Genomic DNA, 20,596 nt, shown 5'->3' on the forward strand with positions numbered 1-20,596 from the left:
AGTCTCTTTTAATATATAAGAACTTGAATATAATTTCAACAACTATTTAACATGCAAGATGTGATTTATCAATCAGCTTTTTGTACACTGCTTGTTTGAGATAGTCACGAACTGCAGCTTTAAGTGTTTTGTTAGTAAATTTCATAGTATCATCATCCTTTTCAATTAAATCATTTTTCTCATTCATAGCATTTTCAATTCGTTTCAAGAAACTATCCCACCGTTCTTCACTTAATATTCGATGTGAACAATATTCCCTGACCAATCCTGGTACTTCTTCACTCGCTCAATACCCAGCCATACTGTTTCAATAATTTTGAAATGCCTGAACTGCATTTTCTTCTGCAACTCCATTACGAACACCACCACTTTTGCTGTAGCAAATTTCTACCTCAATAGAAATACGATTACCTTTCTTTAAAGTGTTAGGATCATTACTGCCACCGCCGTCTCCGCAATGCCAAGCGTTACGATTGAAAGGAATTGCTTAAATAACCTCTTTATCATCAACTGAAACATAGAGAGACTTTGAACTTGCTTGTTTACTACGTATGAAATTGGATTACCGAACATGTGGCCAACCTTTGTATCTATTATTTCAGCATCTAAAGGATTATTAAGAGTATTGTTCACCTTGTCGTCAACACTAACTACATGGTCATTACCTTGCGCATAATCGGTTGGTTTACGTGTTAAAATTGGCACTGCTAATAGTTCAGCTTTATACCAATTGTAGTAGAGTAATCATTTGTTACGTTCTGCTTTTGTTTCTGAAATTAGCTTATCGAGTAAAAGAGGTGTAACGCCTTTCTCATCGATATAAGCAATGTATTCGTTCACTGTACCACTTCCTTATTTTGAATTGACCCCTTTCACACTGGCAACATCATAATCATCCAGCCCATACCACACTTATTCTCATGATCTACAACCATGCGTAATAAAGCATGTAGCCAGATAACCCTAAGTCTTCTATGATCTCTGTAAACAAAGAAAACATACTTTCTCTATGCGTATCGTAAACTTCACGGACGACAAGAGCTGTACGTTTTTCTTCTAACAACCTTAAAAGTATTTTGAGTGCCACACGATATGATTTAGAAGAACCATACCCACCGACTAAAAGTTGAGTTTTGCAACTCCAGTCGAATAGGAAATCATCCCTTCTCACTTTCTCTTGATGACAATTTCCATAGGTCCTTCACCTTTTTCATCAAGCTTTTCCATTTCAGCTTTAGTCTTATCAATGTTCAACTGCATCTGCTCAAGTTTAATCCTGAGCTCGTCATCCTGATCTGCCCTCTCAACAAACTGACGAATAGAAGAACGCAACTCCCCAACTGCTCTCGATTGAGCAGTGAGTAGTTGCGCCTGTCGTTCCCCTGCGAATTGCAAGTTGTATTCTTCTTCGATTGTAGCTTGCTCCACACCACCACCTTCTTCCTTAGAACGTGGATAGTATTCGTACTTTGCCTTTTTGAGCTCCTTAATCATTTCACCTTTATCTGTAACATGCATGATTCGTTGTGCCCTTATGATTGCAGCATACTGAATCTGTATTTGATCCCAGATTAAATCAGCTGGAGAACGTTCGTTCATGGCTTCCATGATTTCAAGTGTTACTTCGGGCAGGAACTTTTGAAAGAAACCGTGTGTAACAGCATTCTTATTTTGCTTAGGTGCACCATAACCCTTTGCATTGTTGTTGCCTACAGGAGCACCCCTACTACGTTTAGTAACGTTACCATTGGATTTGGTAACGTTACCTTTCAATTGATCATCCCATTTATCTTAGTTTTTCCACTTTCGAATTTGCGAATCGGATAATTCTAACTGCTCTGCAATATCCTTCAGGAGCATTTGCCCTTTGCTTTCAAGCCACATTTGAAATGCTTCATCACGTTTCGGATTTCTTGGTCTAGCCATATCTCATACATCCCCACCTCGCGCCGACCTCCCTCCGAGTTTACATCATATTTTTCCTATCACAAAACATGCTACATGTTTTACATTTGTTCCTTTTGTTATATTTGTTCCAAACGTTACATTAACAACTTTATTAAAAGCTTCTGTTAGTTGAATACGGATGTTGGTATCCCTAACCAAAAATTTGTGCAGCAATAGCAAACAACTCTTTATTCCTATATGGCATTTTAATAGAGTTCTTTATCATTATTGGAGGATTACTAACTTTAATAAATCCACTTTTCTCCAAGAAGAACATTAACTCGTCATTACTGGATGACACATCAATCCTTATCTTTCCTTGATGATTAATAACTAACCCATCTATTATTAAAGCAGCTGTTTGTGAATTTGGTGCTACAATAGGTCCTATTAATAGATTTTCTGGACCTAATATAGATATTCCAAATCCAATAATCTTCCCCTTTAGATTTCTAACAACTAAACATTGTTTGGATTGATTTATCCTGTTAAGAAGCAAATTCCCCCTCTTATCTCCAAATGCAGCTGAATCTAATTCAATAATTTCATTAATGTCTTTCTCTTGGTAGCTCTCTAGAGTAATTTCTTGAAGATTATTAAACAATCTAGTTGGAATATAATTATCGCTTAAATACTTATGTACAGAATCGACAGTAATAAAACCCAAATTTTCATATAAAGGTTTTCCATTATCTGTTGAAATTAACATTATAGAGGTATTTTGAGAAACACTGTCTATACACTTCTGAGTAGCATTCTTCCCTAAGCCTAAACCTCTATATTCTTCATTAACAATAACCATACCTATTGAAGCTAAATCAGTATCATAAGGTATTATTGCAGCACTCGAAACAATTTTCCCCACAGCATTTTTATGTCCGTATATTTTACCAGATGACAAAATAGTTCTAATTTCCCATTCATCATAATCCCAGCCAACTGATGTAGAAAGTTCTACTAAGCCTAAGACATCATTTTTATCAAATTCCACTAATTTCAAAACTTTTTTATTGTCTGTATACATTAGAAATCCCCCTACTTTATTTCTATTCTTATCATAATTTACCATCTACCCTTGTTCAACTAAATTGCTCCTTCAGTTGAAGAAACAATACTTTTAAAAATAACAAAAAAGAAGTAACCTTTCGGCTACTTCATCATCTGACTCAAAATATACTTCCTTACTCTAAAAATTGTCATACTAGATAATCTCATTTGCTTTCCAATTGAACGCATGCTATTCCCATCTAGTAATCTATGGAGGACTTCAACCTCTCTATCCCCTTCTACAAATGGAATGCGGTTATGCACCTCCGCAATCTTTTGCTCATATTCCTTAATACGATAATTTAGCGAATATACACGATGTTGTACTTCTGTATACACTTGATCACTTGTACCTCCACTAGCCTTCGGTAATGTCACTGGATCCTCATCAACTATGGCAACAACGAGATCAAAAATATTCATCAGTTTTCTCCCACCTTACTAGTCTAATTTTTTATTCTCAATTTACAACTATACAATTCATGCTGAGTTTCCTAAAATAGTAATTAGAAGAAGAGATTGAGAGGTTAAAAACTAGTATATTTAGAAGGCAAAATTAGTGAATACCTATACTTTTTCGTTATGTACGCACATAATAAGATTGCTTAAAATGGTAAATGGCTCATCAAAAGTTAAGGAGAGGGATTTATGAAAAATTGCCCTAACTGTTTAGCTGCAAATTCATATAAAAAATTCTACAAAGAAAACATAGATATATACGTATGTGAATATTGTGGTGCAGTTTCAGAAGATTATACAATAATAGAAAAAGAAACTCATTTAAAATATAATCATTCAGAAACAGTCAGAGAGTCAGAAAACAAAACCTATTATTATAGAGAGGTAGCTCCATCAAAATGGCCTAAAAAAATCGCCTTAATTTTGATTAGTATAATAGGGTTATTGATAATCGGACAATCGATAGAAATGATCTTTTCAGAAGAGGTAAAACCGACAAAACAAGTTTCAACCATTACGCCCGAAATGTTTCAAAAGCTCAAAATTGGTATGAGTGAAGATACCGTAAAAGAAATCGTAGGATATGGTGCATTGCACAAAGATGAAAATAAACTTAATTATAGAGGAAAAAACGGTGTAGAAGAAAATTCTATGGTAAGTTTAGAATTTAATAATGGCAAGCTAGAAGCTATTTATGAATTTGGATTGATTACAAAAAGGAAATATTAATATGGATATCTATAAATCATTTCTTACAATACATATAGAAGAAATTTTTTATAATTAAGACCACGACGGCATATCATTTAGCTGTCTTGGTCTTTGTTGATCTGTAGCCGCATTTACAATTCTTTTCTATACTATTCAAAGCTAATTTCCAATACAAAAAAGAGCACCAATTTTGGCACTCTAAAGACTCGTAAATCTTCTTTCGTTATTGGAGAGATTGTAATAATTTGAATTAAATAAGTTTGCATTAGGTTCATTAGTAACTTCCAAAGATATATATTTTTGTCCATCATTCTTTTCATAAGCAAAAATTAAATACTTTTCTATGACAGTGCTCGTTTTTTCTTTTGCTCGTCCACCAATTATAGCACCTAACGAACCAAAAACATTATCCCCCGCTATAGCTCCTCCAGCACTACTTACCCAACTTTTTTGAATCTCAACATCTGTTTTTATTAGAATATCGGTAACTTTATTTATATCTAACTCGATTGTGTCTTGACCCCTTTCAAAAATGACTTTATCTGTGCATCTGTACACAAAGATTTCAGCACCTTCAGCAATTGGTAAACCAGCTGTATGTTTTACTTTAATACATAAATCTGCATTGAAAAGTTGTTGTCGAGCTCTTGAACCAAGTACTTTACTCTCTGCATCAAATTGTTCTCTCTTTCTATTAGCTTCTCTTTGTTTGCGTGCTTTTATAGCTTCAGCACTATAGGTTCTTCCATAAAGTAGAATTAAAAATCCCCCAAATAGAGCAACAAGTACCAATACAATAGCTGAAATTATAATGTCCGCACCATTATATCCTTTAGTGTTTAAAAATGTGCTAGATAAACCATACAAGAAATATATTCCAACTAATGAAATGATTATTAGGTGAAGAATTCTTTTCATCTAATCCCTCCTTATACACAAATATACATAATTCGGGGAGAATTCACCAGAGCTGTAATGATAGTTACAATAGCTAAATTTATTTCTTTGATATATCAGCCGATGGAAATTGGACAATGACATTATAATAAGTAGATAAATTGTAGTTATCTTCTAAAATGATAGCGTTAACATATGTTCATTAAAAAATGCCCTGGCTCAAAATTAATTGATTGCTGGGCATTTTTTAACACTGTAGTTGGGAATTTTTCAGATGTTAATAAAAATCATTACGCTTATGAAACGATTAAGTGGGATAGTTTTCAAACCTTCAAAATCACTATTTTCATTGTTTCATTATTGAATGTCTCCAACATAAATACAGCCGAACTCACAGATTTTTTGCAATTGCACTTGTGATTTTCATTTTATATGTCTATATGGGGCATTGTTATTCTGACAGCTAATTCTACAACGGGCTTTGAAAAACATTTTGAATAATCCGATTTTTCTAATCTCCATAGTCGTTTGCAAGTACAAAGGATGCCTCTCCTATTCGAATCCAATCTAATTCATCAGTACCCTGTAAAGCACTGATAAAATGATAATCCGTACTATATGTATCAAAGCCGTCTTTATTAGGAAATTCTCTCCAGACTTCTGCTTCTTTTGTAGGGTCAAACCTAAATATTTTAAAATCCCTTGACTTGCATGTTGAATTTGCTTAACAAAAAGTTGATAATCCTCAACAACCTTGATAATTGATTAGGGTATATCATTTGAAAAGACTTAGGCATTCGAATTAAATATTTTCCCTTGGGGAGCCCAAACATTGGGTTACTTCCGTCACCCAGCTATCAACACTATCTTCATCATAAATATACGCTGCGTATCCATGCAATAAGCCATCTAAAGTTAATGACCACCCAAGTTAATATCCCCTATTCAACTTATTGCTTCTACCCTGTAACCTCATAAATGGGTTTTCTTTATAGTCCAAATACAACTTTTTGCGGTGATTGCGCCACTTCTTCCACTTCTTGGGATGCTATTGGTTTGTTACTACGGGGCGAAACTTAGTCTGTCCTTTATTGACATGTCTAATGAGCTTTCCAAGCCCAATCGGCTGTATAGTTCGGAATAATATCAATTAGTACGAAAATAGACAAATTTAAATATTTTATTAGAATTTATAGCTTTTTTTAATAGAAATTAGCTTATTAAAATAACATTTTCAGCTAAACAAGCACTTTATACCTACATTATTACAAAAATGTTTTTTTGTAAAATAAAACTATTGTATTATTTATCCGTAGTTTGAATAATTATTAATCTATTGCTATCATACTAGTCGCAATACAATTTCAAAATAAGGAGACGATGGATGATGAACACTAAATTTACAAAATTAAGCAAAAAAGGTCTGAGTGCTGCCCTATTAGCAGCCGGAATCATAGGGATTTCGACAGCTCCAAATGCATATGCACATGGATTTGTTGAAAAACCAGCTAGCCGTGCAGCCTTATGTACTCAAAATTATGGGGCACTTAACTTAATGTGTGGAAGCATAATGTATGAACCACAGAGCCTAGAGGCGCCTAAAGGATTTCCGCAAAGTGGACCGATGGATGGAAAAATTGCATCTGCAGGAGGTCTTTTTGGTGGTATCCTTGATCAACAAACGACAGATCGCTGGTTTAAGAATACAATTACGGGAGGTCCCAATACGTTTACATGGAAGTATACTGCACCACATTTAACAAGCAAATGGCACTATTATATTACTAAACATGATTGGAATCCTAATAAACCATTAACCCGCGCTGATCTTGAGCCAATTGGAACTGTAGCACATAATGGTTCTGCTGCATCGACTAATTTAACTCATACTATTAATGTGCCAACAGATCGTAGTGGCTATCACGTGATCCTAGCCGTTTGGGATGTCGCTGACACTTCAAATGCGTTCTATAATGTGATTGATGTAAATTTGGTGAATAATGGTGGCAATGTAGATACGGAAGCCCCAACTCAGCCAAATGGATTACATACAACAAAAGTTACTTCTACTAGTGCCGAGCTAAAATGGAACCCTTCTACAGATAATGTAGGTGTGAAAGAATATCAAGTATTACGTGATAGCAAAGTAGTTGCAACTGTTCCAGGAACGACATTCACAGATAAAAATTTGAATTCCAATACAAAATATACTTACTCAGTAAAGGCAGTAGATGCAGCTGGGAATGTTTCTACAGTAAGTGAATCTCTAGTTGTAGAAACATTGCATGCTGCTCCAGATACAGAATCGCCTACTCAACCAACTTCACTACATACAATGGGAATCACTTCTTCAAGTGTCGACTTAATGTGGGGTGCTTCAGAGGATAATGTAGGCGTTGACCATTATGTTATATATAGAGGGACAACAAAAGAACAAATGACTGCTGTTGGGACTTCAACAATCACATCATTTATGGATATGAATCTTCAATCAAATACTTCCTATATATATGCAGTAACTGCTGTAGATGTAGCTGGGAATGAATCTATTAAAAGTTCCATTTTAACTGTAACAACTAAAGAGCAAAGTACTTCTTATGAGCAATGGAGTCCATTCAAGGCATACAAAAAAGGTGATAAGGTAGAGTATCAAGGTAAGAATTATGAAGCGGTTCAAAGCTATCAAGGCTATGGAGATCCAAATTGGATAAACGCTTTGTCTTTATGGAAAGAAATTAAATAAAAATTAGTTTTCTAGTAAGAGAATTCAGTATCGTTTTGTTCCAATAGAAATTATTGAAGTAAAAGCAGCTTGCATGCAAGCTGCTTTTTACACGCTAATAATCCAAGGAGATTACACAACAAGTTCGCTACATATAATTTCAATGAAGAAACCGTTTGATGATTGAAAAGAGTTTTCACCGCAACGTTTAGACTATTGCTGTAAGAAATAACCCCATCAGCTGAGGTTCATCTAAATTAATTATGGAGCTGTAATTTCTACCAAACTCCATGTTTCAGAAACTTCATTGTAAATTGCTTTATATATGCTTATTGTACTATTTACTTGTTGAACACCAAATAGGAGGCTAATTTCACCAGTAGTTGAATGGATGTCCACTTTAAAATCAAAGTTATTGTATGGAACTGTCTCATCAGGACGAAATTCTTCTTGTACCATTAAGCCAGACCATCCTGCCAATTGCATATGGACTGTTTCTGAAAATAATACAGAAAAGCCATCTTTATTATTTGTTGTTCCCAAAGTAACTAAAGGTGCACCTGGCACGCTATTCTCGTCTTATACATTTAGATGCTTTATAACGAGCCTTCACCGTACAGGCGACTTTCATCGCATACGGCGATCCGTCAACTATACTTCTATACTTATTTCCCCGTAAACATAGTAGTTTTATTTCTAAATATATTCAATAGAATTTCAACAAGGTAAAGAACTCTTTACCTTTAAAATCGTACTCAACCTTCTTAATACCATAAACAACATAACTAAGGTTGCCTAACTGAGGTAAAATAAAGCCCACCTAATTATTATAGGTGAGGCCACATTAAAAAAACTTATTTAACTTGGATCAAAAGTAGTTGTATAGGATTTTCAGAAGGTAAAGAATTTTTAACCTTTACCAAAATTGAATTTTTATCATCAACCTCACCTTTTCTGTACGACATTTAAATTTTATGAAAGAAAAACCCCACCTAATAAGGTGAGGTCCATTCTTATTCCCAATTAACTCCGTTGAATGTTGCAATAATGTCTCTTGTCATTTTATTACCAGATAAATTTTGTTTATTGCCCTTTGTAAATGTAATTTTTTGACCAATGCTTGCATTGTTGTCCAGTAAAACTACGATAGATTTATCGGTGTCATTCCATATTGCAGAAGTAATGAGATCTTGAGAGTCGTCATCAAAATGGCTAATCATATTAGATCCATCGATAACTTTAATTAGACTATGAGAAAGATAAATGTCTTCTCCTACTTCAAATGTAACTGAATTAGCACTAGTTCCACTTACAGAAGTTTTATCTAGCCCTACTAAAATGCTATTCTCGTCTTATACATTCAGATGCTTTATAACGAGCCTTCACCGTACAGGCGACTTTCATCGCATACGGCGATCCGTCAACAATATTTCTATACTTATTTCCCCGTAAAACATAGTAGTTTTATTTCTAGTTGAAATCAATAGAATCACCACAAGGTAAAAAATTTTTAACCTTCATTGGCGAATTCTCGATGCTGAAGGTGTATTACGGTCTCTTTTCAACAAATAACAAAATTAGTGTGGCGATTGGACCTAATATAAGAGAAAGTAAGAACCAATTTAACCCTCTTCTATTCTTCCCTTGCGCCAATCCAGCATTGATTAATGCTAATGTACCCCAACCTACGAAATATTGATTATCCATCATCTGTCCCCCTAATTCATTTAACATACTGACCGTTCGTAAACATTTTTCACAAATTTGATCATAACATATCCAAATGCTTCATATTGTGATTATGAACGTTTCGTTTTCAAAAGAATGTGATGGAAGAACAACTGACGAATGCGATGCTGGCTACCCCTTCATTTGAATGATTTTTTACGTTTTCCCTCCATTGCCTTTTCCCTATATCCCCCGCTAAATAATCAGAAAAAAATACCATTTTTGAGATAATTAAGGTAAATACAATAATGAACTGTTATACTATAATATCTTCTCCCCATTTTATGAAAGGTGGTACATTTATGAGTAAAACTCTTGTAAATTTACAAAATGAGCTTATAGCTGAAACGAAAAAAGGATTCCCCATTCTACTATCTGGCGTCCTAGTCTTTTTAATTTTCACCCTCATGTATTTTGTTCTTCCAATAGAGGCTGTCCGTTTAATTTGGATATTTGGTTTGGGCGCTATTTTCCCTATTGGCATGTTCATTGGTAAAATTCTCGGCGTCAGTTTAAATTCTACAGACAATCCTCTAGGAGTTTTAGGAGGAATAGTGGCAGCTCCTCAAGCTTTTTATATACCTGTATTTATCATCGTGTATATGAAAATACCTGAATACCTTCCCTTCACAATTGGTTTACTTGCAGGCTCTCATTTTCTTCCATACATATGGATTTATAAAAGTAAAGCCTATTTATTCGTTACTTTAGGAACCTGTTTTTCGGCCCTTATCTTAGGTGGTTTCTTTGTTGATTATGCTTTCACACTTGTACCTTTAGCTATTTCGATTGTGTATGGGATTGGCGTTGCTTTAATTCAAGGAGAACTTAAAGCCAAATCAGTATCGTCATCTGTTATAAGGTGATTTTTAAAGAAGAAACTATATAAGTAAATTCCGAAAGAGTTATTTGCTTTATCATTGTGCTTGATGCTATATTTTCCGATGATTTGTTGACTTTTTCCTTTTTATGTTTTATATTTACAATATCCATGTGCTGTTTAATCTCTAGTCAGATTAAGCAGCTTTTATTATTGCTATACTATGTATCGTTCTTGCATTCTCTTCACAATAGTCTCTTGTTACCTTTATATAAAAAAATTACCAGGCTCAAGTCATTGAGTACCTGGTTTTATTTCTGATGAGCGTAATAAAATTGTTAGTCCCATCCCCCACACGAAAATTACACCATAATAAAGTCTTTGTAATAAACCTGCTGGCAAAGGAAGGAAAAATAAAAGACCGATAAGGATAAGTAAAGCTATAAGTACTATTAAGTTTGAATAAGTCCACTTTTTACCTTTAACCAATGATTTTGCATAGATCCCCATTCCAATTAAAACAGTCATCATGCCTATTTGAGCTAAAATCGAATGCCAAAATAAATGAACATCTGCTGGTATAACACCAGAAACACTATTTCCTAGTGCAAAAATAAGAATACATACTGTTGCTAATTTATTGATTAAATTCTTTTCTAAGTATTGGGATAGATATAATATGCCAACTGAAAATGATAAACCATTTATAATAAACAATACATTCATCCAAAAATGATACGGCGAACAAATTTCATTTGGCGCAATTGCGTAAGTATATTTCCCACATGTAGTCACTCCTAAATCACTCATAGCTTGTTGCATCATATTATAAGGTACAAGTGAAGTCATAATAAAAATCGGCTCTATCACAAAATATAAAATGGTAACAATCCAACTCACTATTCCTATTTTTTTAGATACATATATAACATTCATCCCCCTTTTTATAATTATATAGTTATTTCTATCATTAATTACCAATAAATAGCCATTGCAACAATACGCTCTTCCTTCTTACCATATAAAAAAGGCCTTCATCCAAAGATGAAAGCTTCTATTTAGGCAAACTACGTTTTATATTTAGATTGATCAAGCCACTTAGATTGCATTCTAAAATTCCGTGGTTTCATTACCAAAACGGGCTATTTTCCTCTCTTTTCGTACATTTAACATTTGAGGTATGAAAATTCCCAATAAAATACATACAATTCCTAGCCATTGCAGAGGAGACACGACCTCATGTACAAGCGTAATTGAAGCGATAACGGCTGTTGGAAGCTCGACAGCTCCTAAAATTGTTCCTAAACCCGTCCCTACTTTTGGAATACCAATAGAAAAACAAATAACTGGTATAACGACACCAAAGAAACCTAGGATTAGCGCATATTTCCATAAACCAGCCTGCAATGTACCATCCATCAAGTATGTTGGGGGGAACATTATGCAAACAAAAAGTGTTGCACTCGTTGTCATAAGAAAGCTTTTTGAATAAATCGGAACTTCGGTAGAAACACGTCCACTTGCAAATATATATAAAGAAAAAGTTATAGCTGCTAGTAGTCCAAAGAGTATTCCTTTCATAGATAATTGTTGTCCTAACCCTTCAAAAATACCCCCAGCGAACATCGTTCCTACAAATAAGATAATGATCGACAAAACCTTTTCGCGACTTGGGAAAGTTTTATTAGCAATCGCTTCAATGAGAACACCCATCCATGTGAATTGAAATAACAGCACAATCGCAATAGATGCTGGCAGTTCTTTTACAGAAAAACCGTAAAAAATACTCGTTAAACTCATCGTTGTCCCAACCGCTAACAGTGATACTATATTTTTTAAGGATACTTTATGACGAGAAAAAGTAAGAACGAGTAATAATAGTCCAAACCAACCGAAAACATATTGTCCCCCTAAAAGTTCAGGAAAAGTATAGCCATTTGAAAATCCAACTTTCAGAATGGAAGATAGGATCCCATAGCTACAGGCACCTAATAAAACCACTAAAGAAAACTTCAACTTGTTCAAAAAATCCCTCCAAAAAATAAAAAATCTCGTCGTCTATAAATAGACGACGAGCGAATGAAACAGAGTGAAAACTCTACAAAATTCCGCCACTCACGAACTTGTGAGCGTTTGCTTATAAAATTAGGACAATTGTATAAAAAAAGCTTCGAAGTGTCAATACTATTCATTTTCTCTTGCTAGCAAATCCGATACTCCCCTTTGAAAATTATTTTAGTTACTATGATAAGCCAAAGCCTTGATACATATGGTTTTGGCCATTTTACTATTTCTAAAAATCTCCTTTCCTCCACTGAAAAATTCTTTTTCATCAGCCATGATTATCGAAAAAAAAGATTGTAAAATAGCAATCTGTGATTTATATTGGAGATTATGATTTTTTTTCTAAATCTCAAAATCATAACCAAATTCAATTTATATAAACGTTTTAGGAGGGAAGTGGATAAATGAAGATGTATCTTTATCCCCTACTAGTCATTATCGCAGCTAGTAGTTTTGGTATCGTTTCAACTATTATAAAACTGGCCATGCGTAGTGGGTTTTCTGTCTCTGAGGCCGTGACAAGTCAGTTTTTTATAGGCTTTTGTATAGCGGTATGTATCTTCTTAGTTACAAACAGATCCAAATTGAGCTTTAAAGGTGTTAAAATCCTTATATTCGCAGGTATTTTAACTGGATTAACAAACATTTTATATGGTCATTCTTTAAACTTCTTGCCCGCTTCGTTGGCAGTTGTACTACTGTTTCAGTTTACATGGATTGGTATGTTGATTTCTTGTATTACAAAACGACAATTTCCAAGTAGAATTGAATTAATCTCTTTAATCATATTGGTAGCTGGTACTATTCCGGCTGCTGGCATCATTGATGTTGATTTATCCCAAATCCCTATGCAGGGATGGTTATGGGGGCTAGCAGCTGCCCTTTGCTATTCCTTATTTTTATATGTGAATGGAAAAGCTACTGCCAGTATGTCCACATCTAACCGTTTAGTATTTGTTTCGTTCTTTGCCTTTATGATTACGGCGGTTTTTCAATCTCCAGAAATTATTTGGAATGGGACTTTGTTTAACGAAGGACTTTGGGTTTACGGATTGGCATTAGGATTATTTGGTATGATTATACCTGTGTTCTTATTCACTATTGCCGTTCCTAAAGTTGGATTAGGGATGTCATCCATTTTAAGTGCTGTTGAATTACCAATCGCAGTGATGGTATCCATTATCTTATTAAGCGAAACGGTTACAACTTTGCAAATAGCAGGTATCGTAACAATTATTATTGGTATTTGCTTGCCAACCATATTAGATAAAGATAGCTTGTTAAGAAACAACCAAACAACATACAAAAAATCAAGCAAAGAAATAGCAAAAGAATCTTCAATTTGAAGATCCTGACAGGCTTTAGGCAAACTCAACGCATTTTGAGTTTGCCTACAGTCTTTTTTCTTTTACCGTTGATTTCCACCACGCATTAGTCCTGGTTGAAATGTAGCAATTGCTTTAAGGGAATTTTTTCAAAAATATCATCATTTATCTTCCCCATATAAAACGTAAGATGGATATCACAATGAGCTAATGCAACATGATCCGTTAATTGTTTAGCAAACTGATCGATTAACTCTATATGTTCTTTTTTTACTTGTTTTTCGGAGTATACCTTCACCGTGATTAGATTCTCTCTTACATCCTCTTCAAATACCCTTGCATGAGGAGGCAAGTTCAGATCCTTTATTTCAGAAGCTCGGTTTTCATCTACTATAAACATTCTATAAATATCTTTCCCCAATCGAATATCCCATATTTCCATATCTTTAAATCTTAATTTCCGTTCAAAATAATCAATCATTTTAACCTCCACATTAAAATTTTACTATTTATATCCAACAGTTCATTTACATACATAATATCTTCTTCAACTACCCCGATTCGCAAGTACAAGTTAAATAATTTGTATACATATCCCATTTAGGAATGGTAACAATACAAATAGATAAAATCGTAAAGAGGTGTCTTGACAACAATATGAGAAAGGTATTAATTGTTTTTATACTATCCCTTGTTCTTACTCCTTCATTTCAACATTCTTCCGCTAAATCAACCGAGGACTCTGAAGAACTAAGGTTACAGGATATGCTTATGAATATGCTTGCTCCTTATATTGAAAAAGATTTGACTAATTTTTATTATCCAAAGATATCTAAGGAGTTTTCACCTCATGTCACCCCATGGAAAATTGACGTGATTGAAACAAGAAGAGTAAATGGTTTTCGTGGTTTTATATTGGAAATCACATTTGAAATTGAACCTACCGACGGCGGACATAATATCCCCATAGGAAAAGACCGTATGACCTATGAAATTTCTTACGGACCTGAAATTAAATTGATTCATCACACACACCTAAAAACATATACATTACCACCTGAATAAAAAAAATCTAACTTCAGCATTTAGAAAAAATCTTCTAAGAAATTTTATTAATTATTAAAAGCCACTGCTCATTACAAGCGTGACTCCTCATTTAGCGCGATATATTCACTTTTCAACATTGAAAAGAGGACCAGATCAACATATTTCCCTTTTTCAAATTCATGTTGTCTTAAAACACCCTCTTGGCAAAAATTTAATTTTTCTAGCAATCTGATGGATGCTTTATTTTCAGGTTCAACTTTCGCTTCTATTTTATTTATTGCCATCGATCTAAAGGCAAAATGAATAATCTTGCCTAAAGTCTCTTGCATGATACCCTGCCGCCAATAAGCAGGGTTCAAATCATAACCAATTTCTATACGGTTATGTTCTTTTTCATAATTCAAATAGCCACATGTTCCAATCACTTTTTTCGATTTGGCTTCTTCGATTACCCATCTTAAACCGATTTGTTCCTTAAAAATTTTTTCATACCAATTGATTTCAACCATTGCGTCTTCAACTGATTTAAATAAATTTAATGGAAGATACTTAACCACATTTTCATTAGCATAAAGCTCAAAAAGATCATTACGATCATCCACTGTGCCTTTTCTTAAAATGAAACGTTCTGTTTCTAATTTAGGGAAATCTTTAAATTCGAACCCACTTTTCATAATAACTCTCCTTTTCACCATAAAATAGCATAATTGAATAGGTACATATTCGATTTAGATAATTTATAAAATGATTGATGAACCTTACACTCTCTTTTAAATTTTAAATTCTTACATATTAAAAAGCCACATCTATTGTTGGATGTGACTTGGTAATTAATTATTTATAATAAACTTCGTGACTTAACATTGTTACCAGATACTATAAACTTTTCACTTTCTTCGTCAAAAAATAGATTGAATCTAAATTCGTTCATTATGCTTCCTGTATAATCACTAAGTCTTAATGTAGGACTGACCCAAAACACAACTTCATTTTCATCCATTTTCCAACCTTTTTCAAAGCCTTTGTGCTTTTCTTCAAGTCGTTCTTCAATAGATTGTCCGTTATTACTCATCGTATTTTTTACTAAATCAATAAAATTAGTTTGTGCCTTCCTATTCATTTACCTCACCCCCACTCACACTAATAATAGCGCTTATGGTATTATATGGTTACAAATGCAAAATTAAAACATTTAAGAACCTATATTCTGTAAAAAAAGCATCCATACCCATATTAGTGAAGTCGAACGATATTACCAAATGATACGAAATTTACGTGAAGATTGCATGATGACCAAAATAATTGTTATCCCGACAACGGGATACCATAATAGATGAGTAGGGACGATGAATATGAATACACCAAATAGTACAGCTGTTAAAGTGCTAATTGTAATGGCTTGGACATTCGTAAATTTATTTTGAATAAAATAATATAAAGTGAATGGTAGTGCTAACGTAAATATCGGAATATACATGAATACAATAAAATGTTTAATGAGCGATATTGAAAGTACCGCTATGATAAAACCTATTGATGTAGTAAGCGTGTGTCCTATAAATAGGTTACCTGTGAAATAGCTATATAGCAGAATAAGCATAATCGCTAAACAAGTAGAAATCCCAATAATTAAAACAAATGAATGGCCCATAAAGAAGGCTGCCATGGAGAAGCAAACTAAAGAGACCAATGGCAATAGTAATAGTAAAGGATTTTGTCCGCGTTCTATATTCATAACATTTGTAAAGCCTACAAGAAATAATAAAGTAAAAGGAATCGCCAAATACCCTAATTCGATATGGCTACTAAGATTAATATAATTCACCTCAAGACTACCAAACATTATGATGACAAGTGCAGCAAAAATTTGACTAATTAATCCCCAAATGCTTGATAATTTAAAAGCTGGAGTAAGCTTATCGGCTATTATAATAACTACGATGCCAATTAATAGAGCTATATATAACAATTTTTTCCCCTCCTAAAATACATTTAAAAATTCGTATCTAGTTCTTCTTGAGTAACTTTATTCATGAGTGTTATTTTCCCTTCGTTTAGAACGCATACCATTTATTAAAGTGATTTGGCCCGAATGGAGAAATTGCTCATACTCTTCACTATTAACATCATATAGTGCAAGTTTCCCTTCATCGTCATAGTGAATTCCCCATCCGTATTTCTTTACTAAAGGTGAGGCTCTAAAACACACTTTAGACTTTTGGAAAAAATTTTTTCTGATTTCATCTAATGAATCTGAGTCAATTTGATTTTTAATCAAATACGTTTGGAATTGCACGTCTTCCTCAGTGTATTTGTATGGGTTATGTCTAATTAAATCAAATTCAATTGAAGCTATAGTAGGCTTATTGTTTCTTGGGACAGGGGTAACAGCCGAAGTAACTTCCGAATCCTCTGAAATTTTAATAAAGGTATTTTTATAACTCATCGAATAAACCCCCTTTATATTACCATAATTGTAAATAGTATAAAATTAGAATTTCATCTCTAATAATTTAATAAAGCTTTGAAACACTCTTACAGTATTCTTCTAACTCTCTCCGTGTATATAATGATGTAATAGGGTATTCGCTTGAAGTTTCTATCGAATAGGTTAAATGAACGACTGCGTATTTATTCATCTTTTCAATCCAAAAAATCACATCATCATTATCTTCTCTTCTAGCCACCGCAATTGCCTCTTTCCCATAAAGAATATGTTGTGGTGAAAGTTCTTTCTTTAACTCTTCATTTAATGATTCTGACATACTTTTTGAAATCAGCCACCACGGATCATTCATAAAATGATTGACACTTTCTCGCATCTTAGATCATCACCTCCGCTTATTAAATTTCATCTAGCCATAATTAAAAAGAAGCAGCTACTTGGCTACTTCATCATTGGTTTTCAATTTACTGTTTCTGCTACTGAACATCGTCGTACAGCCGTACATGGCCGTCCCCATACATAAAAGTAGGTCGTTATGTACTTGTGTCGCGAATTATTTTATTAATTGGCTCATAATAATTTCTTCGCCAATTCGACCTATTAATCGCTTATTCGTATCTTCAAATCCTACCTTTAAATATAACTTTTGCGCTGGTATATTATCTTTATCTACAACTAAGACAAGCTCATCACAATGAGGGAATTCTGATTGAACAAACTCAGCTAGTAATGTCATTCCCTGTTTGGCGTAACCTTTTCCTTGTTCAGCATGATTAATGGATAGTGCCGATATTAACAAAGCGTTCGAATTAGTAGAGTATTTCTTTACTCTTTCATTTGAATTCAATAGAAAAAAACCAACAGGTGTATGATCACTTAAAATGACAATACGATACTGTCCTTCATTGATTTCCTCAAAATTGCTTGGAAGCGCAGAGAATTGTTTTTGTTCCTCTGTAAGGACAAAAGAGTTTAACTCTTCCTTATATTCACTTGTGAAATGCTGTAGTTCAACCCTGTTCAATTTTTCCATATGACAATTCCCCCAATCACTTTTTCTATACTTTACCATTTTATGTGGTTTTGGTCATTCATTTATTTGAAATTTCTAAATAAATGATACCGATACCCTCCATTCATGAACTGTTGGGAACCTACTCATTGACTTTCAGTACGACTGAAACACGTATGCTTACTCAGTGGAACATCAAATAGGTATTTGTCATATGCTATAGAATGTTCTTCTACTGAAGACAATGATTCCGCAACAAATGTTTTTTGTATGGTGGCCATTGCTAAGCCTAAGCCTCTTTCCCTACTTCACAATATCATTGGAATGAACACCTCAATCCAGTAATGGGATAGAAATTTAGATTTGCACACACTTTCCCTTAATATGAAAGACTTTTTATTTTATTTCTTTTTCTATAAGATAGGTGCTAACTACTTTCGAAGGGTGTGCTTATATGTCACATAATTTCCAACTTACATCGCCAAAAATACCTACTGATTTAGAAAAAGCCAATTTTCAAGATATTTTTTACGAGGAAGAACCTTTTTTATCAAATTGCATGATCGCAGATACAGTCATTGATAAGGAGGCTGTTGAGAGATTAATCGTATCTAAAGTTATTTTTAAAAATGTCACATTCATCAATTCTTCCTTTAAAAAAATGGATGTAACGGATGTCATTTTCGAAAATTGCGATTTATCTAATTTAAACTTAAAGGAAAGCCTTATACATAGAGTGGTTTTTAAAAACTGTAAATTATTAGGTGTGAATTTTTCCGAGGCTAATCTTGGAAACGTTTTTTTTGAAAATTGTATGGCAACCTTAAGCAATTTTCCTGAGGCTCGTTTAAAACAAGTAGTATTCGATAACACCAACCTACAAGGAGCGAATTATTTTGATTGCTTACTCAATAAAGTGGCATTCCATGAATGTGATATTAATGAGGTAGATTTTACTGAAACCTCTTTAAAGGGGATAGATATTAGTACGTGTACCTTTAAAAGACTTCAAGTATCTCTCGAAAGTTTGAATGGGTGTGAAGTATCTTCTGAACAAGCTATCGGTTTTGCTTCACTACTCGGGTTAACGGTTAAATGATATGACCAAGCAATGATTGAAAACTACTCAAAACAGCCTAGCATTTAAAAATATTCATTTTACGTTACAAGTAGCCATTGAAATTTATTTCCTTTTGGCTACTTTTTGTTTTATGAAAAAAGCATTTCGCCTTTTATTATAAGGTAATCCGACTATTAGGAGGTATCATAATGACCCTAAAGATTATTAAAACACTTTTATCTATTATTATGGTGTTCATGTATTATTTGGGCTTTTGGACAGAAACCTTCACAATAAAAATAGTTATTTTCTTTCTTATGCTCATCTTTATTTTTGAGGCAGGAATGGAATCGGGGAAGAAACAAAATAACAGCATGTAATCAGAAAGTTTAAGGTACTTTCCTTCCCCTACCCACCTATTCAACAAGTTCACATCAAGAAAAGAACCTGTTGCTTTTGTATGAGCTATATTTTCATTATTGTTCTTTTAGCTTTCTTTATAATTTTTGATGTTTCTTTTGTATCAGATTCTTTACTCCATTTTTCACAAAGCATCATGACGAAATCAGGTTGAGTTTTACTGGCATCATTTAACCAATTCCCTACAGAATCCTGTACATACTTTGATGGATCTGATTTCAGTTGATTTAAAATAGGAAGGGCTTTACTAGGGTTCTGTTTTAAATCTTCGATATGCTTGGCCCAAACACCACGAGGACGAATAACTTCCATGGAAAATCTCCGTATTTTTTCATCCTCTTCTTTTGCCCATTCGGTTAGCAACTCAATACTTTCATCAAGGTGTTGCGCTATATCCTCTCTAATAGACATCCAGGAAATTTCTCGAACTCCAAAATGATGATCGCCAGCAAATGGATAAATATAAGCTAATTTTTCTTTCAAAGAGGTGCTTCCATTTTTATTCATAAACGCTGCCCAACAGCGAACACTATCTGAAGGATGCGTCGCAAATTTTTTAATAATTTCTTCTTTCATTTGGTCATTTTCTTCCTCTATAGCTGTATTCAATAGTTCGCCAGTTAAACGAATAGCTTTCATTCCCGATTCAGCATTCTGTTTTAACATTTCTTCTACTATATTTTCTAATTGATGAGATAACCCTACTTTAGGTAAAACATGTTTTACTAACGTAATATGATTGATCCCCAACCATTCAGTTAAATTAACACTCTCTATTTCTCCTTCATTCAATAACGTTAGCACCTCCTCAGGGATTTCACTAACCTTTCTAGCCCCTTTTCTGTTTCCTATGTCTATATGAATTGGCATGAAGACATCCTCCCACTATAA

Annotated in this window: 26 protein-coding genes and 2 pseudogenes; 7 read left to right on the plus strand and 21 right to left on the minus strand. The window is 33.7% G+C overall.

Going from position 1 to position 20,596, the window contains the following annotated elements; translation table 11 throughout:
- Positions 1–46: 46 nt before the first annotated feature.
- The 7 genes and pseudogenes from MKX57_RS13260 to MKX57_RS13290 all read right to left on the minus strand — a co-directional run bounded on the left by MKX57_RS13260 (position 47) and on the right by MKX57_RS13290 (position 3,417).
- On the minus strand, positions 47–208 hold the full coding sequence (locus MKX57_RS13260; RefSeq protein WP_237068888.1) for a hypothetical protein: 162 nt from the start codon (positions 206–208) through the stop codon (positions 47–49).
- Between the two features lie 209 nt (positions 209–417).
- Entirely contained in the window at positions 418–705 is a 288-nt protein-coding gene (locus tag MKX57_RS13265; RefSeq protein WP_342550352.1) for a hypothetical protein, read from the minus strand.
- A gap of 259 nt (positions 706–964) precedes the next feature.
- Positions 965–1,171, minus strand: a pseudogene (locus MKX57_RS13270) (phage terminase large subunit); the annotation flags it as partial.
- Positions 1,168–1,779, minus strand: a pseudogene (terS, locus tag MKX57_RS13275) (phage terminase small subunit); the annotation flags it as partial. The pseudogenes MKX57_RS13270 and terS, both read right to left, overlap by 4 nt.
- Before the next feature lie 12 nt (positions 1,780–1,791).
- Positions 1,792–1,926 carry a phage terminase small subunit-related protein gene (locus MKX57_RS13280; RefSeq protein ID WP_107922697.1) on the minus strand — a complete coding sequence of 45 codons (135 nt, stop codon included), beginning with the start codon at positions 1,924–1,926 and terminating at the stop codon, positions 1,792–1,794.
- 172 nt (positions 1,927–2,098) lie between these two features.
- Positions 2,099–2,971, minus strand: a complete 873-nt coding sequence (locus tag MKX57_RS13285; protein WP_342550353.1) for a GNAT family N-acetyltransferase — start codon at positions 2,969–2,971, stop codon at positions 2,099–2,101.
- Positions 2,972–3,096: 125 nt separating this feature from the next.
- Complete coding sequence (locus tag MKX57_RS13290; RefSeq protein ID WP_342550354.1) at positions 3,097–3,417, minus strand: hypothetical protein; 321 nt, start codon at positions 3,415–3,417, stop codon at positions 3,097–3,099.
- Positions 3,418–3,642: 225 nt separating this feature from the next.
- On the opposite strand from MKX57_RS13290, the gene MKX57_RS13295 reads away from it, so the two are divergent.
- Positions 3,643–4,182: a hypothetical protein gene (locus MKX57_RS13295; protein WP_090002741.1), complete on the plus strand. Its 540-nt coding sequence runs from the start codon at positions 3,643–3,645 to the stop codon at positions 4,180–4,182.
- A gap of 180 nt (positions 4,183–4,362) precedes the next feature.
- Here the strand turns inward: MKX57_RS13295 and MKX57_RS13300 are convergent, their stop codons facing one another.
- On the minus strand, positions 4,363–5,082 hold the full coding sequence (locus MKX57_RS13300; RefSeq protein ID WP_089987255.1) for a hypothetical protein: 720 nt from the start codon (positions 5,080–5,082) through the stop codon (positions 4,363–4,365).
- A gap of 1,366 nt (positions 5,083–6,448) precedes the next feature.
- Here MKX57_RS13300 and MKX57_RS13305 point away from each other — a divergent pair.
- Complete coding sequence (locus tag MKX57_RS13305) at positions 6,449–7,804, plus strand: lytic polysaccharide monooxygenase (protein ID WP_342551128.1); 1,356 nt, start codon at positions 6,449–6,451, stop codon at positions 7,802–7,804.
- 240 nt (positions 7,805–8,044) lie between these two features.
- Here MKX57_RS13305 and MKX57_RS13310 read toward each other — a convergent pair whose 3' ends face one another.
- From MKX57_RS13310 to MKX57_RS13320, 3 genes are all read right to left on the minus strand, one after another.
- Entirely contained in the window at positions 8,045–8,350 is a 306-nt protein-coding gene (locus MKX57_RS13310; RefSeq protein ID WP_090002742.1) for a hypothetical protein, read from the minus strand.
- 446 nt (positions 8,351–8,796) lie between these two features.
- Complete coding sequence (locus MKX57_RS13315; protein WP_089987253.1) at positions 8,797–9,003, minus strand: hypothetical protein; 207 nt, start codon at positions 9,001–9,003, stop codon at positions 8,797–8,799.
- Between the two features lie 328 nt (positions 9,004–9,331).
- Entirely contained in the window at positions 9,332–9,493 is a 162-nt protein-coding gene (locus MKX57_RS13320) for a hypothetical protein (protein ID WP_155269804.1), read from the minus strand.
- 320 nt (positions 9,494–9,813) lie between these two features.
- Here MKX57_RS13320 and MKX57_RS13325 point away from each other — a divergent pair, with 320 nt between their 5' ends.
- The gene (locus MKX57_RS13325) at positions 9,814–10,377 is read left to right on the plus strand and encodes a hypothetical protein (protein WP_089987252.1); all 564 of its coding nucleotides are present in this window, start codon (positions 9,814–9,816) and stop codon (positions 10,375–10,377) included.
- 248 nt (positions 10,378–10,625) lie between these two features.
- Here the strand turns inward: MKX57_RS13325 and MKX57_RS13330 are convergent, their stop codons facing one another.
- Both MKX57_RS13330 and MKX57_RS13335 read right to left on the minus strand, forming a co-directional pair.
- Entirely contained in the window at positions 10,626–11,258 is a 633-nt protein-coding gene (locus tag MKX57_RS13330) for a DUF998 domain-containing protein (protein ID WP_174804754.1), read from the minus strand.
- A gap of 183 nt (positions 11,259–11,441) precedes the next feature.
- Positions 11,442–12,356 carry a DMT family transporter gene (locus MKX57_RS13335; RefSeq protein ID WP_342550355.1) on the minus strand — a complete coding sequence of 305 codons (915 nt, stop codon included), beginning with the start codon at positions 12,354–12,356 and terminating at the stop codon, positions 11,442–11,444.
- Positions 12,357–12,805: 449 nt separating this feature from the next.
- Between MKX57_RS13335 and MKX57_RS13340 the strand changes: the two genes are divergently transcribed.
- Positions 12,806–13,741, plus strand: coding sequence for a DMT family transporter (locus MKX57_RS13340; protein WP_008177346.1), 936 nt, complete (start codon positions 12,806–12,808; stop codon positions 13,739–13,741).
- 85 nt (positions 13,742–13,826) lie between these two features.
- Here the strand turns inward: MKX57_RS13340 and MKX57_RS13345 are convergent, their stop codons facing one another.
- Complete coding sequence (locus tag MKX57_RS13345) at positions 13,827–14,201, minus strand: hypothetical protein (RefSeq protein WP_043990291.1); 375 nt, start codon at positions 14,199–14,201, stop codon at positions 13,827–13,829.
- A gap of 176 nt (positions 14,202–14,377) precedes the next feature.
- Here MKX57_RS13345 and MKX57_RS13350 point away from each other — a divergent pair, with 176 nt between their 5' ends.
- Positions 14,378–14,785: a DUF3888 domain-containing protein gene (locus tag MKX57_RS13350; protein ID WP_090002744.1), complete on the plus strand. Its 408-nt coding sequence runs from the start codon at positions 14,378–14,380 to the stop codon at positions 14,783–14,785.
- A 71-nt stretch (positions 14,786–14,856) separates the two neighbouring features.
- Here MKX57_RS13350 and MKX57_RS13355 read toward each other — a convergent pair whose 3' ends face one another.
- From MKX57_RS13355 to MKX57_RS13380, 6 genes are all read right to left on the minus strand, one after another.
- A complete protein-coding gene (locus MKX57_RS13355) occupies positions 14,857–15,441 on the minus strand; it encodes a GNAT family protein (RefSeq protein WP_089987249.1) in 585 nt (194 codons plus the stop codon).
- A gap of 164 nt (positions 15,442–15,605) precedes the next feature.
- Positions 15,606–15,887 (minus strand): hypothetical protein, encoded by a 282-nt coding sequence (locus tag MKX57_RS13360; protein WP_089987248.1) that lies wholly within the window; start codon positions 15,885–15,887, stop codon positions 15,606–15,608.
- A gap of 132 nt (positions 15,888–16,019) precedes the next feature.
- Entirely contained in the window at positions 16,020–16,736 is a 717-nt protein-coding gene (locus tag MKX57_RS13365; RefSeq protein WP_089987247.1) for a UDP-N-acetylmuramyl pentapeptide phosphotransferase, read from the minus strand.
- Positions 16,737–16,793: 57 nt separating this feature from the next.
- Positions 16,794–17,213: a DUF6157 family protein gene (locus MKX57_RS13370; protein WP_089987246.1), complete on the minus strand. Its 420-nt coding sequence runs from the start codon at positions 17,211–17,213 to the stop codon at positions 16,794–16,796.
- A 67-nt stretch (positions 17,214–17,280) separates the two neighbouring features.
- Positions 17,281–17,589 (minus strand): hypothetical protein, encoded by a 309-nt coding sequence (locus MKX57_RS13375; RefSeq protein ID WP_237068889.1) that lies wholly within the window; start codon positions 17,587–17,589, stop codon positions 17,281–17,283.
- Between the two features lie 177 nt (positions 17,590–17,766).
- Positions 17,767–18,246 (minus strand): GNAT family N-acetyltransferase, encoded by a 480-nt coding sequence (locus tag MKX57_RS13380; RefSeq protein WP_089987245.1) that lies wholly within the window; start codon positions 18,244–18,246, stop codon positions 17,767–17,769.
- A gap of 433 nt (positions 18,247–18,679) precedes the next feature.
- Here MKX57_RS13380 and MKX57_RS13385 point away from each other — a divergent pair, with 433 nt between their 5' ends.
- Both MKX57_RS13385 and MKX57_RS13390 read left to right on the plus strand, forming a co-directional pair.
- Positions 18,680–19,324 (plus strand): pentapeptide repeat-containing protein, encoded by a 645-nt coding sequence (locus tag MKX57_RS13385; RefSeq protein ID WP_089987244.1) that lies wholly within the window; start codon positions 18,680–18,682, stop codon positions 19,322–19,324.
- Between the two features lie 170 nt (positions 19,325–19,494).
- On the plus strand, positions 19,495–19,665 hold the full coding sequence (locus MKX57_RS13390) for a hypothetical protein (RefSeq protein ID WP_164908721.1): 171 nt from the start codon (positions 19,495–19,497) through the stop codon (positions 19,663–19,665).
- A gap of 85 nt (positions 19,666–19,750) precedes the next feature.
- Here the strand turns inward: MKX57_RS13390 and MKX57_RS13395 are convergent, their stop codons facing one another.
- Positions 19,751–20,575: a DNA alkylation repair protein gene (locus MKX57_RS13395; protein WP_089987243.1), complete on the minus strand. Its 825-nt coding sequence runs from the start codon at positions 20,573–20,575 to the stop codon at positions 19,751–19,753.
- Positions 20,576–20,596 lie beyond the last annotated feature (21 nt).

This window comes from Lysinibacillus sp. FSL M8-0216 (assembly GCF_038595555.1).
Taxonomy (GTDB): Bacteria; Bacillota; Bacilli; order Bacillales_A; family Planococcaceae; genus Lysinibacillus; species Lysinibacillus fusiformis.

What these genes read in the sequence shown, in the direction of transcription:
- MKX57_RS13280 (WP_107922697.1), bottom strand. Translation starts at nt 1,926, where the DNA reads ATGGCTAGACCAAGAAATCCGAAACGTGATGAAGCATTTCAAATGTGG.
- MKX57_RS13285 (WP_342550353.1), bottom strand. Translation starts at nt 2,971, where the DNA reads ATGTATACAGACAATAAAAAAGTTTTGAAATTAGTGGAATTTGATAAA.
- MKX57_RS13290 (WP_342550354.1), bottom strand. Translation starts at nt 3,417, where the DNA reads ATGAATATTTTTGATCTCGTTGTTGCCATAGTTGATGAGGATCCAGTG.
- MKX57_RS13295 (WP_090002741.1), top strand. Translation starts at nt 3,643, where the DNA reads ATGAAAAATTGCCCTAACTGTTTAGCTGCAAATTCATATAAAAAATTC.
- MKX57_RS13300 (WP_089987255.1), bottom strand. Translation starts at nt 5,082, where the DNA reads ATGAAAAGAATTCTTCACCTAATAATCATTTCATTAGTTGGAATATAT.
- MKX57_RS13305 (WP_342551128.1), top strand. Translation starts at nt 6,449, where the DNA reads ATGAACACTAAATTTACAAAATTAAGCAAAAAAGGTCTGAGTGCTGCC.
- MKX57_RS13315 (WP_089987253.1), bottom strand. Translation starts at nt 9,003, where the DNA reads ATGATTAGCCATTTTGATGACGACTCTCAAGATCTCATTACTTCTGCA.
- MKX57_RS13320 (WP_155269804.1), bottom strand. Translation starts at nt 9,493, where the DNA reads ATGATGGATAATCAATATTTCGTAGGTTGGGGTACATTAGCATTAATC.
- MKX57_RS13325 (WP_089987252.1), top strand. Translation starts at nt 9,814, where the DNA reads ATGAGTAAAACTCTTGTAAATTTACAAAATGAGCTTATAGCTGAAACG.
- MKX57_RS13340 (WP_008177346.1), top strand. Translation starts at nt 12,806, where the DNA reads ATGTATCTTTATCCCCTACTAGTCATTATCGCAGCTAGTAGTTTTGGT.
- MKX57_RS13345 (WP_043990291.1), bottom strand. Translation starts at nt 14,201, where the DNA reads ATGATTGATTATTTTGAACGGAAATTAAGATTTAAAGATATGGAAATA.
- MKX57_RS13350 (WP_090002744.1), top strand. Translation starts at nt 14,378, where the DNA reads ATGAGAAAGGTATTAATTGTTTTTATACTATCCCTTGTTCTTACTCCT.
- MKX57_RS13355 (WP_089987249.1), bottom strand. Translation starts at nt 15,441, where the DNA reads ATGAAAAGTGGGTTCGAATTTAAAGATTTCCCTAAATTAGAAACAGAA.
- MKX57_RS13360 (WP_089987248.1), bottom strand. Translation starts at nt 15,887, where the DNA reads ATGAATAGGAAGGCACAAACTAATTTTATTGATTTAGTAAAAAATACG.
- MKX57_RS13370 (WP_089987246.1), bottom strand. Translation starts at nt 17,213, where the DNA reads ATGAGTTATAAAAATACCTTTATTAAAATTTCAGAGGATTCGGAAGTT.
- MKX57_RS13375 (WP_237068889.1), bottom strand. Translation starts at nt 17,589, where the DNA reads ATGCGAGAAAGTGTCAATCATTTTATGAATGATCCGTGGTGGCTGATT.
- MKX57_RS13380 (WP_089987245.1), bottom strand. Translation starts at nt 18,246, where the DNA reads ATGGAAAAATTGAACAGGGTTGAACTACAGCATTTCACAAGTGAATAT.
- MKX57_RS13385 (WP_089987244.1), top strand. Translation starts at nt 18,680, where the DNA reads ATGTCACATAATTTCCAACTTACATCGCCAAAAATACCTACTGATTTA.
- MKX57_RS13390 (WP_164908721.1), top strand. Translation starts at nt 19,495, where the DNA reads ATGACCCTAAAGATTATTAAAACACTTTTATCTATTATTATGGTGTTC.
- MKX57_RS13395 (WP_089987243.1), bottom strand. Translation starts at nt 20,575, where the DNA reads ATGCCAATTCATATAGACATAGGAAACAGAAAAGGGGCTAGAAAGGTT.